Raw genomic sequence first — 14,892 nt, forward strand, 5'->3', positions numbered from 1 at the left:
GGTTCACCTTCCTGAACAGGGCTTACAGAACGCCCTTGAAAATGTTGTGGTACTGGTAGGGCGCGGTGTTTTGCATGCTGCAAATGGCGAGGCCAGCGCCGTTTTTGCAGGGCTGGTCCCTCTGGATGGCCCAGAATGACACCAGTCCAAGGCCTTTTCCTCTGGCCCAGGTGGTCAGGTCTCTGGCATCTTGCAGGGTGAAGATTTCCGAGGCAATGTCGTTTTGCCCGATCATGGGGGTGGCCCCGAGCATTTTGTACACTTCTGCGTCGGTCTTGGTGGGCAGCAAAGCTTTGAGTTGCTTGAAGGTCTCCTCTACCGCAGAGATGCTGGCATCGGCCATGGTGCGTCCGCCGGAGTAGTAACTGCCGAAGTCCATGGTCATCAGGTTGACCTTGTTGATCTTGACCCCTGCTGTAAGGGCCGATTTGACCACATTCAGGCCTGCTGCAGGCAAACCTCCGGGGGTGTTCCAGCGGTCCATCGGGACGGCGGCCAGTGTGAAAGACACCTTCACATTGGGATTGGAAGCCTGGAGTCGTGCCAGAGCCTGTGCCCGTTTGCTGTTGATGGCATCGGTCATTTCAGCGGCCTGTTCGACATCGAAGTCCAGATCGGTGAGGCCGGTGCGGTCCACAAAACCTTTCAGTGCAGCGTACAACTGGTCCACGGTTTTGCAGGCCACATCGCTTTCCAGATAGGTGCCGTTGGCCCCTCCAAAAGACACTTTGAGCTGTCCTCCAGAGGCTTTGAAGGCGGCAATGTCGTTTTTCATGTCCCCTTCGATGCGGTTCACGGAGCCATCGGTGGTGATCGAGCAAGAACCGTAAGGGGCAATCACGAACGCCAGAGTGGCACCGTTCAGTCCCGTTTTGGTTTTCATGTCTGCCAGAGAACCGAACAGGTAATCGGTGGTGTTGCCCCATCCCCATGTGTAGAAGTAAGGCGCATATTCTGTGCCTGCAACAGGTCCAGTGGGAAGATTGACGGTCACTGTGGTGGCAGCACTGGTGGCATTGTTTCCTGCCGCGTCAAAGGCTTTTGCCGTATAGCTGTAGCTGCCGTTCTGGGCACTGCTGGAGAAAGATTCACTGTACTCGTAAGGAGCGGTGGTGTCGGTGCCCACCAGAGTGGTCCCTTTGTAGAATTCCACTTTGGTCACGCCCACGTTGTCCGTGGCATTCGCAGTCACTTTCACCGAACCCGCAGCGGTCAGAGAAGCTGGACTGACCGTGGCAGAAACCGTGGGAGCAGTGGTGTCTCCAGAGCCGGGGATGTTCACTGTGGCGGTCACCGCAGCACTGGTTTTGGTGTTCCCAGCAGCATCATACGATTTTGCAGTGTAGCTGTAGGATCCATTTTGAGCACTGCTGGAAAAAGCGTCCGCATGGCTGTAGGGCGCTGTGGTGTCGGTGTTGATCAGGGTTCCATTGCGGTAAAACTCGACTTTGGTGACGCCCACATTGTCGGTCGCTGTCGCATTCAGGGTCACGCTGCCAGCCGCAGTCAGGGTGCTGGGAGAGGCCGTCAAACTTGCTGTCGGAGCAGTGGTGTCTGTCACCGTGCCACCAGAGCAGCTCTGGTTGTTGATGGTGCATGCGGTCACGCCACTGAAGGTTCCGGTGCCAGAGTAAGACACCGTGACGCTGCCTCCAGCAGGGATGTTGTTTCCGCCCCAACTGTTCGGAGTAATGGTGTAGCTTCCATCGGCATTCTTCACCGCATTCCCACCTGCTCCCCAGGGGGTGCCAGAGAGGCCTGCGTTGCCGTTGAATTTGAAGTTCAGGGTCCATGTGCTTACGGCACTGGTGGTGTTGTTAGTGAGGGTGATCAGTCCGTTGAACCCTCCATCCCACGTGCTGCTGGTGCTGAACATCGCGGTCAGTCCTGTGGCCTGTTTGTTCAATACAGCGCTGGGAACTTGGCTTTGCAACTCACTCTGGCTGCACGCAGCAAGCCCGAGGGTCAGGAGCAACAAAGAGACAGATCTGAAGTGTTTGAAGGTGGATGGTCTGGCGGGGTGGTTCACAGTGCCTCCTGTTTTGCGGTCAGGGGTCATCAGGGGGATTTCGGCCAATGAAAAACCGTCAGGATGAAGTGGAGGAATCACCCTGACGGTCAAGCGGAATTACTTCAGTCCGTTGTAGATGGCTTTGGCAAGGGTGGCGTTGGCATCGTCGCCGTCCAGAGACCAGACCATGCTGCCGCCCAGTCCTTTGGCTTTGATGTAGTTGGTTTTCTCAAGGATGACCTGCTCATCGTCGTAGCTCCAGAAGGTGGTGCCATCGAAAACCCACATTTGCTTGGTGACGGGATCGCGGTACTTGGTGCCTGCGAAGTTCTTCAGCACTTTGTAGTCTTCGATGCCCGCTTCATAGGTGCCACGTGCGGCTCCGGTGGCCCTCTGGTACAGACCGTTGTTGGTGTTGGTCACACCGGTCCATCCACGTCCGTAGAAGGGAATGCCGATCACCAGTTTGTTGGCAGGCACACCTGCGGTCAGGAAGGCGTTCACGATGGTGTCCACGCTGTAGTTCTTGACCACTCCGGTGCCGGGATCGTTGGGGTTGGGGTAAAGGTTGCTGTGGAAGTTGGTGGGTCCGGTGGCATCCCAGGCACCCCGGAAATCGTAGGTCATGATGTTGATGAAATCGAGGTAGTCTTTGTACAGGTTGGGCTCTTGATTGGCCAGTTTGTCCACACCACCGGGCGCAGCAATGGTCAGTTCGTACTTCTTGCCGGTGCTGGCGGTCAGGGCGTCGAGCTGGGTGCGGAATTCTTTGAGCAGCAAGGTGAAATTCTGCTTGTCGGCTGCGCTGACCGTGTTGGTGGGCAATCCGCCACCACCGGGGTATTCCCAATCGATGTCGATGCCGTCAAACACGCCAGCACCCACTCCTGCTCCACCTGTGGCAGAGCCGGGATCCAGAGGCAGGTTGCCTTTGATGTACAGGTCGATGCAGCTTGAAACGAGGGTTTTGCGCAGGGCATCGGTGCTGGAGGCATTGGAGAACCACTTGCTCCAGGTCCATCCGCCCAGAGAAATCAGCACTTTCATGTTGGGGTATTTGGTTTTGAGTTTCTTCAGCTGGTTGAAGTTGCCTTTGAGTTTCTGGTCCCAAACGTCGGCCACACCATCCACGGATTCAGCAGCACTGAAGCCTTTCTGGTAGTCGGCCCAGCCGTCTCCCCCATCCTGATTGCCAGATTCGGCTCGGGTCACGATGCCGCACTTGTAGGTGCCATCTGGTTGTGCATAAACGTTGCCGAATGCGTAGTTGATGTGGGTGAGGGTGGCAGCCGTGCCACTGGTGTCGATGTTTTTGGGCAGGTAACCCCGGCCATAAATGCCCCACTGGGCAAAGTAAGCCACACGCTTCAAGCCGGTTGGAGGTGGGGTGGTGGGCAGGTTGACGGTCACTGTGGTGGCAGCACTGGTGGCATTGTTTCCTGCAGCGTCAAAGGCTTTTGCCGTATAGCTGTAGCTGCCGTTCTGGGCACTGCTGGTGAAAGACTCGCTGTACTCGTAGGGAGCGGTGGTGTCCGTGCCCACCAGAGCCGTCCCTTTGTAGAATTCCACTTTGGTCACGCCCACGTTGTCCGTGGCATTCGCGGTCACTTTCACCGAACCCGCAGCGGTCAGGTTGCTCGGGGTGGCAGATGCACTCACGGTGGGTTTGGTGGTGTCTCCTCCGGTGCCAGAGATGTTGACGGTGACGCTGGCAGCAGCGCTGGTTTTGGTGTTTCCAGCAGCGTCAAAAGCTTTGGCGGTGTAGCTGTAGCTGCCGTTCTGGGTGCTGCTGGTGAAACTGTCGCTCAGGCTGTAAGGGGCGGTGGTGTCTGTGCCCAGCAAGGTGGTGCCTCGGTAAAACTCGACTTTGGTGACACCCACATTGTCGGTGGCCGTTGCGCTCAGGGTCACGCTGCCAGCCGCAGTCAGGGTGCTGGGAGAGGCCGTCAAACTTGCTGTAGGAGCAGTGGTGTCTGTCACCGTGCCACCAGAGCAGCTCTGGTTGTTGATGGTGCATGCGGTCACGCCACTGAAGGCTCCGGTGCCAGAGTAAGACACCGTGACGCTGCCCCCAGCGGGGATGTTGTTTCCGCCCCAACTGTTCGGGGTGATGGTGTAGCTTCCATCCGCATTCTTCACCGCATTCCCACCTGCGCCCCAGGGGGTGCCAGAGAGGCCGGCGTTGCCATTGAACTTGAAGTTGAGGGTCCATGTGCTTACGGCACTGGTGGTGTTGTTGGTGAGGGTGATCAGTCCGTTGAACCCTCCGTCCCATGCACTGCTGGTGCTGAACGTCGCGGTCAGTCCTGTGGCTTGCTGGGTGAATTTGGCACTCTGGACGGGGGTGGTGTCACTGGAGCAGCCCACAAATGTGACGGCACCCATGAGCAGAAGACTGGTGATGAGAAATGACTTCTTCACAGTAAAAGACCTCCTTGCGTGCAGCTCTCTGCACACATGTTCGATGCAAGTTGAAAGGGTTGTGTAACCAAACCATATCAAACCACTTTAGAACCAATTTCATTTCTGTCTAGACAAATTTTACCGGTATATCAGTGGTTTTTTTCACGAAGATCGATATATTTCTCTTGTCAATCGCAAAATGTCGTCAAACTACGTGAAATCCCCAGTATCGAAAGATGAGTACCAATTTAATACCAATAGGGGCTCTGGTCCCATGTTTCAGGCTTCCAACCAGACCAATTGATCATCTGGTCTGGTCCAACTGCTCAAACTGATCAAATCATACTGGATCCAAAATACATTTCCTGATCCAGCACAAAAAAGCAGCACAAAAAAAGAGATCCGCCTGAGCTGACCCCTTCCAACAGATTCCAGAGTGAGGCTTACTGCGTTGATCAATGAAATGGGAGGATTCAAACGAATCCTCCCATTTCAAAAAACCCTTTCCAGAAAGACAACCTCTGGGTTTTCTGTCAAATGCTTTAAACTGCGCCCACTTTTTCGGCAATGATGCCCTCGATGTATTTCACCACGTTCTCCAGAGGCAAACGGGACAGCACATCTTCAAGGAATGCCGTCACCAGCATTTTCTCAGCACTGGCACGGGGAATGCCACGGGAAAGCAGGTAGAAAAGCTGCTCCTGATCCACAGGTCCGGTGGTGGAACCGTGGGAGCAACGCACATCGTTGGCATTGATTTCCAGCTGGGGGATGCTGTCGTTGCGGGCTTCGCTGGACAGCATCAGGGTGCGGTGCTTCTGGTAAGCATCGGTTTTCTGGGCACCCAGATCCACCTTGATCATGCCGCTGAACACCCCTCTGGACTCGTGGCTGTTCACGCCTTTGTACAGCAGGTCAGAGTGGGCGTGGGGAGCAGCATGGTGTTGCAGGGTGTAGTGGTCAAAGTGCTGGTCTTCGGAAGCGAAGTACAGACCCAGCATTTCACTGCTGGAGCCCTGACCACGCAGGTAGGACTGCATTTCGGTTCTGGAGAGGTCTGCACCCATGGTCACCACAAGGCTGTTGAGGGTGGCGTCACGGTCCACATCGCCACGCTGACGCTGGATGTGGGTGACCCCTCTGCCCCAGTTCTGAACGCTCACGTAACGCAGGTTGGCCCCCTGACGCACGATCAGTTCGACAGCACCGAAAGCGTAAGCATCGGAAAGTTCATGGCTGTCCTGCTCGTCAATGAAGGTGACTTTGGAGTTGGCCTCTGCAACAACCAGAGTGCGGGTGGCGGTGTAGGCTCCGCTCTCCTCCATCACGCGGAAAGAACCCAGAGGGAGGTCCACTTCCACGCCACGGGGCACGTACACAAAAGCACCGTTGGTCCAGACGGCAGCGTTCAGGGCACTGAACTTGCCTTCGGAGGGATCGGGGGATTTGCTGGGGGTGGTGCCGGGGGCAGCAATGGTGGTGTCGTCGGGCACTTCGGCAGGCACGATGCTGTACAGGTGTTTTTGCACCAGTTCAGGGTGGCTTTGCAGGGCGCTCTTCAGGTCGGTGAAGATCACCCCTTTGGCAGCCAGTTCCTCTGGAACGTGCTTGTAGACCACATCGGGACCATTGAACACCAGGTAGCCAGCCACGTCGGTGCTGGACAGACGGGCTTTGACCAGTTCAGGCAGTTCTTCAGCGCTGCTGACAGGCTGCACCACCTGAGCAGGCTTGAGGCTGCCCAGATCGATGTAGGACACATCGGTGTACTTCCATGCTTCCACCTTGCGGTTGGGCACGGACAGGGTTTCAAAAAGGCCAAAAGCCTCAACGCGTTTTTGTGAAAGCCACTCGGGCTCACCGGTTCGGTTCAAAATCTGGGTCATCTGTTCTCCTCGAATTCAGGGGACTGCACATCACAGCTTGATGGGTGAAGGATCCACCATTTCGGCTCTGGGGACAAAACTTCTCAGGAGGGCACCCACCATGTCTCTGGCGGTTTGCTGGTCACTGCCCCCGAAGTAGAAATTGCGGCTGTAATTGTAGCGCCAGAGGGTGTCTCCGGTTTTGCGTTCAATCACCCGCAAAGACACCTGCGAGATGGACTGTGGATCGTTCGGTTTGTTGCCCGAGGTGCTTTCCACATTGGCCACCAGCAAGAGGTCTCCATCGGTTCTGGCCGGATCCCACAGCAACTTGAACCTGCGGGTTTCCAGTTCGGTGGCCAGCAGGTCTTTGAAACGGCCTCCCAGAGCACCCGAGAATTCACCCATCACAAAAGCATCCACGACCATGGGCTTTTTGAGTTCTTGCTCGGGAGCAATGGGGGTGGCATTCAAAACCGAGGCCGGTGCACAGGCGGTGAACGCCGTGCAAAGCAGGAGTGCAGTCCAGAAGCGTTTCATGGTTTAACCGACAGAGCCTTCCATTTCCAGCTCGATCAGGCGGTTCAGTTCCACGGCGTATTCCAGAGGCAGCTCTTTGGCCACAGGCTCAATGAATCCGCGCACGATCAGTCCAGCAGCTTCATCCTCGGAGAGGCCGCGGCTTTGCAGGTACAGGATCTGCTCGTCGTTGATTTTGGACACTGTGGCTTCGTGGCCCACCGAAGCGTCTTTTTCCTGAATTTCGATGTAAGGGTAGGTGTCGGTGCGGGCTTCTTCGTCCAGCAGGAGGGCGTCGCACTCCACATTGGATTTGCTGCCGTGGGCACCTTCGTAGATTTTCACCAGACCACGGTAGCTGGAACGGCCCGAGTCTTTGGAAATCGACTTGGACACGATGGTGCCGGAGGTGTTCGCAGCAAAGTGCACGATCTTGGCCCCTGCATCCTGGTGCTGACCGCGTCCTGCCATGGCGATGGAGAGCACTTCCCCTCTGGCCCCTTCTTCGAGGAGGTAGCAGGCTGGGTACTTCATGGTCACCTTGGACCCGAGGTTGCCGTCCACCCATTCCATCACGGCGTTTTTGTACACCGAGGCACGCTGGGTCACCAGGTTGTACACGTTGTGGCTCCAGTTCTGGATGGTGGAGTAACGGAAGCGTCCACCTTCACGGACCACAATTTCAATCACGCCAGAGTGGAAGCTGTCACGGCTGTAACTGGGAGCGGTGCAACCTTCGATGTAGTGGGCCTGTGCGCCTTCTTCGCAGATGATCAGGGTGCGCTCGAACTGACCGGCGCTCTCTGCATTGATGCGGAAGTAGGTTTGCAGGGGGATGTCCACCTTCACCCCTTTGGGGATGTACACGAAAGAACCACCGGACCACACAGCGCTGTTGAGGGCAGCAAACTTGTTGTCCTCTGGGGGAATCACGGTGGCAAAGTATTCACGGAAAAGGTCAGGGTAATCTTTCAGACCGTCTTCGATGGACACGAACACCACCCCGAGTTTTTCCCACTCCTCTTTGAGGTTGTGGTACACCATCTCGGATTCGTACTGTGCGCCCACACCGGCCAGTGCAGCACGCTCGGCCTCGGGGATGCCCAGACGCTCGAAGGTTTGTTTGACGTCATCTGGCACATCGTCCCAGCTTCTGGCGTTCACGCCTTCGGGCTTGATGTAGTAGTAAATTTCGTCCATGTCGAGGCCAGAGAGGTCTGCACCCCAGGTGGGCATGGGTTTGGAGTAGTAGATGTCGAGGGCTTTCAGACGGAATTCGAGCATCCACTCGGGTTCCTCTTTGGCCTTGGAGATCATTTCCACCACTTCACGGCTCAGGCCTTTGGGGGCCTTGACCGCATAGCGCTCGGGGTTGGACCAGCCGAACTCGTAGGTGTTGTTGATGCTTGCGATTTCTTCAGACATTGCTGTCCTCCTGTGTGGGCCGAGTCTGCATTAGACTTCCCACGTTGAACGGTAGTCGCGGTTTTGAAGCCTGTCCAGCAGTTCTTTTTTGACGGTGAGGGTCCTGAGAAGACGGGCTTTCAAGTCTTGCCCTCCGGGGGTGTCCAGAATTTCGCCGTTTTCGATGTCGGCACTTCTGGCATAAACCATGTAAGGGTTGATGATGCACTTGAAGTCCAGCATGAGGGACATGGCCGCAGAAGAATAGGACATGTAACTGTGGTGCAGTCCACCCACACTGACAAAAGTGATGATCTTGTCGAACCAGACGGCAGTGCGTCCCAGCTCTGGGTAGTGGGTGCCCACCGTTTCGATCAGCTTTTTCAGGTTGGCGCAGATGCTCCAGTTGTACACCGGAAACATCAGGATGATCCCCTCTGCTCCCAGAATCTTCTCGCGCCAGAAGCGGTTGTTCGGATGCTGGAAAATCTGGTCGTTGTCGAAGTCTGGCAAAGGATGGTCTCCATAATCCAGCCACTCAAACTCTAGGGTGCCCTGAACATGGTCCTGCATCCATTGAGCCAGCATTCTGCCTTTGCTCTCTGGGTCAAGACTGGTTGAAATGAGGATCACTCTGGACATGGGACAACACCTCGGGAAGGTTTAGAGATGAACAACTTGAACACAAAAGGAGGTTCTTTCGAGGTTGAAGGAGATCGCATAATAAGTATCGTGGCCTTCTGAATCGGGCATTTGATACGAATTATAACCCACCTTTTCAGGCTTCTCTTTCAGCAAAGGGCAATCTTTCGATAAAGTCTTTGCTATGCGAGAAGTAAAATCATCCGCGTGCGCTTGGACCTGATAATGATGTGTCTTTCCCTGAACAGTTTCTTGGATTTCACCCCATTTGACTTTTCCGAACTCCACATCATAACAAATTCCTGCACCATCACGACATTCTGCTTTTGAACTCTTGACAAGACGAACAGACTGAGATTGCCGAGATTTCACGGACATCTTTACACCACCCTCAAAGAGATTGGATGATTTCTCAGAAAAATGAACAGTGCCTTTTTGCTCAGGAAACACTTCCTGAAAGATGGACATGTTCACCTTTTGATCATTCTGTGCAGTGATGAGAGAAACCACCGCATTCAGCCCCAGAAGAACCATCACCCCTCCAAGGCAACCCCATCGCTTTTTGAACCTTCGAGGCATTCTTACGCGTTGGCGAGTTCTTTGACCCAGTCGTAACCTTCGGTGTCCAGCTTCTTGGCAAGCTCAGGGCCACCGGATTCCACAACGCGACCATTGACGATCACGTGAACTTTGTCAGGGACGATGTAATCCAAGAGGCGCTGGTAGTGGGTGATGATCAGGCCCCCGAGGTTTTCACCGCGCATGCTGTTCACACCTTTGGAGACGATTTTGAGGGCGTCCACGTCAAGGCCAGAGTCGGTTTCGTCCATGATGATGTACTCGGGTTCGAGCATCAGCATCTGGAGGATTTCGTTGCGCTTTTTCTCGCCGCCAGAGAAGCCTTCGTTGAGGTAACGCTCCACGACGCTCTCGGGCCATTCGAGGACTTCAAGGGCTTTGGTGAGTTTCTGATAGAACTCCATGAAACCCACTTCCTCGCCTTCGGCTTTGCGGGCCTGCATGGCCAGACGCAGGAAGTTGGCGATGGTCACACCGGGGATTTCCACGGGGTACTGGAATGCAAGGAACAGGCCTTTGCGGGCGCGCTCGTCGGGTTCCATTTCGAGGATGTTTTCGCCGTCGAGGAGGATTTCGCCGGATTCCACGGTGTACTCGGGGTCACCGATCAGGACTTTGGCAAGGGTGCTTTTTCCGTTGCCGTTGGGTCCCATGATGGCGTGCAGTTCGCCTTTGGGCACAATCAGGTTCACGCCATTCAGAATTTTCTTGTCGCCGACAGAAACGTGCAAGTCACGGATTTCCAGTTGATGGGTCATGTGGTGTTGCCTCCATTTTTTGTTGTCCCACTCTGGTTTTTGGGTGGGACAGTTGGGGTGGATCAGAACCTCTCTTATTGAGACTGATTCCTAACAAGCCCCATTGTAGCCGTCCAACCCCACAAAGTCGAGTGATTTAGTGCAGATTCTGAACCCCTGTCAGAACAGCCAGAGGAACAGGAAAAGAAACTCAACTTTCCTGTACCAGTTCAATGAAAAACCGCACCACCTGAGGGTCAAAATGCTTGCCTGATTGTTCCTGAATGTAAGCCAGCACGTCTTCCTCTGGCAGGCCTTTGCGGTAAGGGCGGTCGCTGGTCATGGCGTCCCACACATCCACCACTGAAAAGATCCTTGCAGACAGGGGGATCTCATCTGCTTTGAGGCCCAGAGGATACCCCGACCCATCCCACTTCTCATGGTGATGGTAAGGGATGTCGAGGTCGTTGCGCAGGTATTCGATGTCACGCAGCATGGCTCTGGCCCACACGGGATGCTGCTTGACCACATCAAATTCCTGGGTGGTGAGCTTGCCCGGCTTGTGCAAAATCTGATCTGGAATGGCCAGTTTGCCAATGTCATGCAAGAGCGCTCCACGCCGGATGTGTTCGAGTTGCTGCCCGGAGAGGCCCATTTTTCGGGCCAGTTTCAGGCTGCCTTCCATCACCCGTTTGGAGTGGCCTTCGGTTTCCTTGTCGCGCAAATCCAGAGCCCGAACCCAGCCTTCCAGGGTGGCATCGTAGGTGTGAATCAGTTGCTGGTTGCTGATCTTCAGGTCGCGGATCAAACGGTGCTGGTACAGGGCAATCGCCAGATGGGACGCCAACAGTTCGAAGAAAGACAACGACCATCCAGAAGGCTCCAGAGGGCTTCTGTGGAAAATCTCCAGAATCCCCAGCAGGTGGCCTTTCACACTGAGGGGTGTTCCTGCATAGCCCACAAATCCTTCCCTGAGCAAGAAACCTCTGGATTGTTCATCAAAATCTGCCGGATCCAGCACCGAAACCACATGGGTTTTGATGGGTCCCAGCACCTCTCCAGCCAGACCGTAATCTCTGGAAATGCGGAACCCATATTCGGTGGGTGTGCGGTGCCCAATGGTGTCGATGAGCTCCAGCATCTGGTCCTGTTCATCCCAGAGAAAAAAGACTGCAGCATCGGCTTGCAGGGCTTCACGGGTGTAATAAAGCACCAGTTTCAGGGTGTCCTGCCATTCCAACTGGTCGGTGATGGCCACCTGCAATTCCTGAAAATACTGCAAAGCATTCAGGTAACGCTGGAAGCCGTGGTGCCGTTTCACCGCCTGCTGAACGGTGCTGGACAACTCTGGCAACAGCTCCCAGAATTCCCCCTGCAGGGTCCAGCAATGCACACGGTGGGCATCCAGAGGAACACAAAACACCTCTGGCGAAAGCGTCAAATTGGACTTTTCACAGGTCTGCTGGTGCAACACCGCAAAACCCATGTCTTGCAAAAAAAGGGTGGTGTGCTCCAGAATCTCTGGCTCTGAACTCTGTTGTGGCAGGTTTTGCAAAAACGCTGTCCAGCGCTGGAAGTACACCAGATCTGGCAAAACCAGTGTGGAAAGATCATGCAACCTGAAAAACTGCCATTTGCCCAGCTGTTTTTGCAAATGCCCACTGTGTTGAAAACCCAGTACAGCTTGCTGCAAATCATCAGACAACAGCCATCCAGAGGGGGCTTGCAGCACTTTGCCCTCTGTGCTGATGATGACAGGTATGGGTTCCACCCTCTGGCCAGTCTGCTCCATTCCTGAAATCAGTTTAGGACAAAAGCTGACTGGAGCCTGATGGGAATTCCATCCGCAAACTGCGAAAACACCCAAAACCATCAGACTTGCATTTTCAAAATCCCCTGCTGGATTGTGGGTTCACCACAGGAAGCAACGTCAGCCTGAAAGCATAGCGTTGTGCTCCACGCATCTGGGCATAACGCTGGAACAGCTCCAACAAGTCTTTTTGAAAAGCCTGCGCCTCCTCAAAGTCCAGTTGAAGGTAGGGATACATGAAATTGAGCATGATGGCTTGCTCTGGCTGCACCTCCAGATCTTGCTGGGCGGAAAGGGCCAGTCTGGCATGCAAAGCCCCCTCTGGCCCAGCACTGAACCTGAGGCCCCAATCCTGATGCTGTTCTTCGAGCAGATGCACCAGTTGGTCCCTCAGGAAAGCACCCACCTGCATTTCCACCTGCTCGAGGTAACTCTGGAGGTTGAGGGCACGGGTGACAGAGAAGGGCACAAAATACACACTGGCAGCAGCCCGGTACAGTTTCATGGGTCTGCCCGCCCGGGTTTTTTCTCCCACCTGTTCCAGCAGTCCCAGTGCAGTGAGTTTCCTGAGGGAATAAAGCAGGCTGTTGGTTTCCACACCCAGTTGCTGGGCCGCTTCATGGGCCGTGAGGGATTGTGGCAAAAAAACCGCCAATGTGCGCTGGATTTCAGGTTTCAGCAGAGCATCTGCAGCATCCTGATGCTGCACCGTCAAGGTTCTGTCCAAATTTTCACCTGTCATTTCACGTAGCTTACCTCAATACTTCAGACATGACCGTTTCAGCCCCTCAAAAATCTCAAACGCATCCTGTGGTTTTTTTGCATGGTGCAGGCATCACTTCATGGATGTGGGAAGACCTTCTGCAGGGCCTTTCTGGAGTGGATGCTTTTTCTCCCGACCTGCCCGTTTTTGATGCCCAATTCACCTTGGAACACACAGCCAGAGCCTTGCTTGCAAACATCGAACAGCGTTTTTCAGGCGAGAAAGTCCATCTGGTGGGCCACTCTCTGGGAGGGGTTCTGACCCTCAAATTGCTGGAACTTCAAGCCGAGCAGTTTCATTCTGCCGTGGTGATGGGTGCAACAGTGCTTCCCATGGGCCAATTGCAGGTTTTGCTTCCCGTGATGGAGTGGATGTTGCCCCTCAACCAGACCCCCTTGATGCTCACTCTGGCAGCCAGAGCCATGCAAGTTCCACCCCATCAACAGGACAGGTTCATCCACGATCAGCAGCGCATGACCCGTGCTGCTTTGCGTCAGGTCATGCAAGAAGTGAACCGCTACAGGATTCCAGAGGCCCTTTCAAACTGTGAGGTGCCTGTGCTGGCTCTGGTGGGCTCTCAGGAGGTGGCTGTGAACCAACGCAGTGCAACAGAACTGGTCAAACGGCTTCCCAATGCACAAATGAAAACCATTCCCAAAGGCCACCATGCATGGTTTGTCCAGTTTCCCAAGCTGTTCACTGAAATTGTGCAAACATGGCTGGCACAAAACAGCCAGCAACACAGCCCACAAGACCTTCAGATTGGGAAAGCATGACCTGCTCATGAAAACACATGGTTCTGGACAACTTTGGGAATCGTAACGTGCATCCCTACCCGAGTGCCTGACAAATTGGGTAAACTGCTCTCATCCTTCGGGGCGGGGTGAAATTCCCCACCGGCAGTGAAGGGTCCCGATGAAAAGAACGGACCCTCAGCCTGCGAAGCCTTGCAAACCCCAACCGCAAGGCCCGAACTGGTGCAATTCCAGTGCCGACGGTCACAGTCCGGATGAGAGAAGGAGACTCCCACATGCCCCCGCATGCTGGGAACATCATTTTGCACCAGAATTTTTCCCCGTCAGACACCGGTCTGATGCAGGAAGCTTTGATGCTTGCTGCTCGGGCACTGGGTCGCACCAGCCCCAACCCTCCCGTAGGCTGCGTGATCGCAGTTCACGGACAGGCTGTGGGCAAGGGCTTCCATCCCAGAGCCGGTGAACCCCATGCAGAGGTGTTCGCCCTGCGTGAAGCTGGACCTCTGGCCAGAGGCTCCACCGCTTACGTCACCTTGGAGCCTTGCTCCCATCATGGGCGCACCCCTCCGTGTGCAGATGCCCTGATTGAGGCCGGAGTGGCCCGGTTGGTCGTTGCAGCCGTCGACCCCAATCCTCTGGTGGCCGGAAAGGGCATCCAGAAACTGCGTGCTGCTGGCCTTCAGGTGGAGGTGGGTTTGCTGGAAGATCAGGCCCTGATCCAGCAGGCCGGTTTTCGCCAGAGGGTGGTCACAGGTCGCCCGAGGGTCACCTACAAGTTCGCCCAGACGCTGGATGGCAAAATGGCCCCACTGGAGCCAAAGCAACTCTGGTTGACCGGACCCGAGGCCAGAAGCTTTGTGCATGAGCTGCGAAACCAGACCGACGCCATTGCTGTGGGCAGCCAGACCGTGCTGACCGATGATCCAGCCCTCACCACCCGCCTTGAAGGGCAAGACACCCGTGATCCCAGACCTGTCATCTTTGACCGCTCTGGACGGGTGCCTGTGGATGCAAAAGTGTTCAGGCCCGGAGCCATCGTGGTTACCGAAAGCCAGCAAACGTACCCCGAGCAGGTCCATGTGATTCGCACCACCGATTTGCAGGAGGTGTTGCAGGAACTGGGCAAGCTCGGGATCAATTCCCTGCTGCTGGAAGGCGGTCCAAACCTTGCCTCTGAATTTCTGAAAGCGGGCTTGCTGGATGAACTGCTGGTCCTGATCTCACCCAAAATCATGGGCAAAGGCCAGAGTCCTTTGTGGCTGGACCTGCCAGAATTGCAACTTTTGCGGGATGTGAAGGTGCAGCAACTCGGGCAGGACACCCTGATTCATGCCCTGTTGCATGACATCGAGCGGGTCTCCATGCCTGAAATCACAGCTTACACAGAAAAAGTGGAGGATTGAC

The 14,892-nt window shown here is 55.1% G+C and carries 12 protein-coding genes and 1 riboswitch; of the genes, 2 read left to right on the plus strand and 10 right to left on the minus strand.

The features are described from left to right. Nucleotides 1-22 precede the first annotated feature (22 nt). From Q371_RS27870 to Q371_RS05855, 10 genes are all read right to left on the minus strand, one after another. A complete protein-coding gene (locus tag Q371_RS27870) occupies nt 23-2,029 on the minus strand; it encodes an Ig-like domain-containing protein (protein WP_245618246.1) in 2,007 nt (668 codons plus the stop codon). Nucleotides 2,030-2,128: 99 nt separating this feature from the next. Next, entirely contained in the window at nt 2,129-4,432 is a 2,304-nt protein-coding gene (locus Q371_RS27520) for a glycosyl hydrolase family 18 protein (RefSeq protein WP_084571251.1), read from the minus strand. Between the two features lie 524 nt (nt 4,433-4,956). Further along, on the minus strand, nt 4,957-6,300 hold the full coding sequence (gene sufD, locus Q371_RS05820; protein WP_034337398.1) for a Fe-S cluster assembly protein SufD: 1,344 nt from the start codon (nt 6,298-6,300) through the stop codon (nt 4,957-4,959). A 30-nt stretch (nt 6,301-6,330) separates the two neighbouring features. Further along, nucleotides 6,331-6,819, minus strand: a complete 489-nt coding sequence (locus Q371_RS05825; protein WP_034337401.1) for a hypothetical protein — start codon at nt 6,817-6,819, stop codon at nt 6,331-6,333. Between the two features lie 3 nt (nt 6,820-6,822). Further along, nucleotides 6,823-8,223, minus strand: a complete 1,401-nt coding sequence (gene sufB, locus Q371_RS05830; protein ID WP_034337404.1) for a Fe-S cluster assembly protein SufB — start codon at nt 8,221-8,223, stop codon at nt 6,823-6,825. A gap of 30 nt (nt 8,224-8,253) precedes the next feature. Further along, nucleotides 8,254-8,844, minus strand: coding sequence for an NADPH-dependent FMN reductase (locus Q371_RS05835; RefSeq protein WP_034337407.1), 591 nt, complete (start codon nt 8,842-8,844; stop codon nt 8,254-8,256). A gap of 21 nt (nt 8,845-8,865) precedes the next feature. After that, nucleotides 8,866-9,381, minus strand: a complete 516-nt coding sequence (locus tag Q371_RS05840) for a hypothetical protein (protein ID WP_157442543.1) — start codon at nt 9,379-9,381, stop codon at nt 8,866-8,868. Between the two features lie 44 nt (nt 9,382-9,425). After that, nucleotides 9,426-10,181: a Fe-S cluster assembly ATPase SufC gene (gene sufC / locus Q371_RS05845; protein ID WP_034337413.1), complete on the minus strand. Its 756-nt coding sequence runs from the start codon at nt 10,179-10,181 to the stop codon at nt 9,426-9,428. A gap of 190 nt (nt 10,182-10,371) precedes the next feature. Next, nucleotides 10,372-11,952: an HD-GYP domain-containing protein gene (locus tag Q371_RS27690; protein WP_051963397.1), complete on the minus strand. Its 1,581-nt coding sequence runs from the start codon at nt 11,950-11,952 to the stop codon at nt 10,372-10,374. Between the two features lie 94 nt (nt 11,953-12,046). Then, nucleotides 12,047-12,697 (minus strand): helix-turn-helix domain-containing protein, encoded by a 651-nt coding sequence (locus tag Q371_RS05855; RefSeq protein ID WP_169743796.1) that lies wholly within the window; start codon nt 12,695-12,697, stop codon nt 12,047-12,049. A 44-nt stretch (nt 12,698-12,741) separates the two neighbouring features. On the opposite strand from Q371_RS05855, the gene Q371_RS05860 reads away from it, so the two are divergent. Together Q371_RS05860 and ribD are read left to right on the plus strand one after the other, a co-directional pair. Further along, on the plus strand, nt 12,742-13,509 hold the full coding sequence (locus tag Q371_RS05860; protein WP_034337419.1) for an alpha/beta fold hydrolase: 768 nt from the start codon (nt 12,742-12,744) through the stop codon (nt 13,507-13,509). 89 nt (nt 13,510-13,598) lie between these two features. Further along, a riboswitch (FMN riboswitch) is annotated at nt 13,599-13,758 on the plus strand. 5 nt (nt 13,759-13,763) lie between these two features. Next, the gene (ribD, locus tag Q371_RS05865) at nt 13,764-14,891 is read left to right on the plus strand and encodes a bifunctional diaminohydroxyphosphoribosylaminopyrimidine deaminase/5-amino-6-(5-phosphoribosylamino)uracil reductase RibD (RefSeq protein ID WP_157442546.1); all 1,128 of its coding nucleotides are present in this window, start codon (nt 13,764-13,766) and stop codon (nt 14,889-14,891) included. Nucleotide 14,892: the final 1 nt, after the last annotated feature.

Origin of the sequence: Deinococcus misasensis DSM 22328 (genome assembly GCF_000745915.1) — a bacterium.
GTDB classification, from domain to species: domain Bacteria; phylum Deinococcota; class Deinococci; order Deinococcales; family Deinococcaceae; genus Deinococcus_C; species Deinococcus_C misasensis.

Excerpts from the sequence above, each read along its gene's own strand:
- sufD (WP_034337398.1), bottom strand. The coding sequence starts at position 6,300 with ATGACCCAGATTTTGAACCGAACCGGTGAGCCCGAGTGGCTTTCACAA.
- Q371_RS05825 (WP_034337401.1), bottom strand. The coding sequence starts at position 6,819 with ATGAAACGCTTCTGGACTGCACTCCTGCTTTGCACGGCGTTCACCGCC.
- sufB (WP_034337404.1), bottom strand. The coding sequence starts at position 8,223 with ATGTCTGAAGAAATCGCAAGCATCAACAACACCTACGAGTTCGGCTGG.
- Q371_RS05835 (WP_034337407.1), bottom strand. The coding sequence starts at position 8,844 with ATGTCCAGAGTGATCCTCATTTCAACCAGTCTTGACCCAGAGAGCAAA.
- sufC (WP_034337413.1), bottom strand. The coding sequence starts at position 10,181 with ATGACCCATCAACTGGAAATCCGTGACTTGCACGTTTCTGTCGGCGAC.
- Q371_RS27690 (WP_051963397.1), bottom strand. The coding sequence starts at position 11,952 with ATGGAGCAGACTGGCCAGAGGGTGGAACCCATACCTGTCATCATCAGC.
- Q371_RS05860 (WP_034337419.1), top strand. The coding sequence starts at position 12,742 with ATGACCGTTTCAGCCCCTCAAAAATCTCAAACGCATCCTGTGGTTTTT.
- ribD (WP_157442546.1), top strand. The coding sequence starts at position 13,764 with ATGCCCCCGCATGCTGGGAACATCATTTTGCACCAGAATTTTTCCCCG.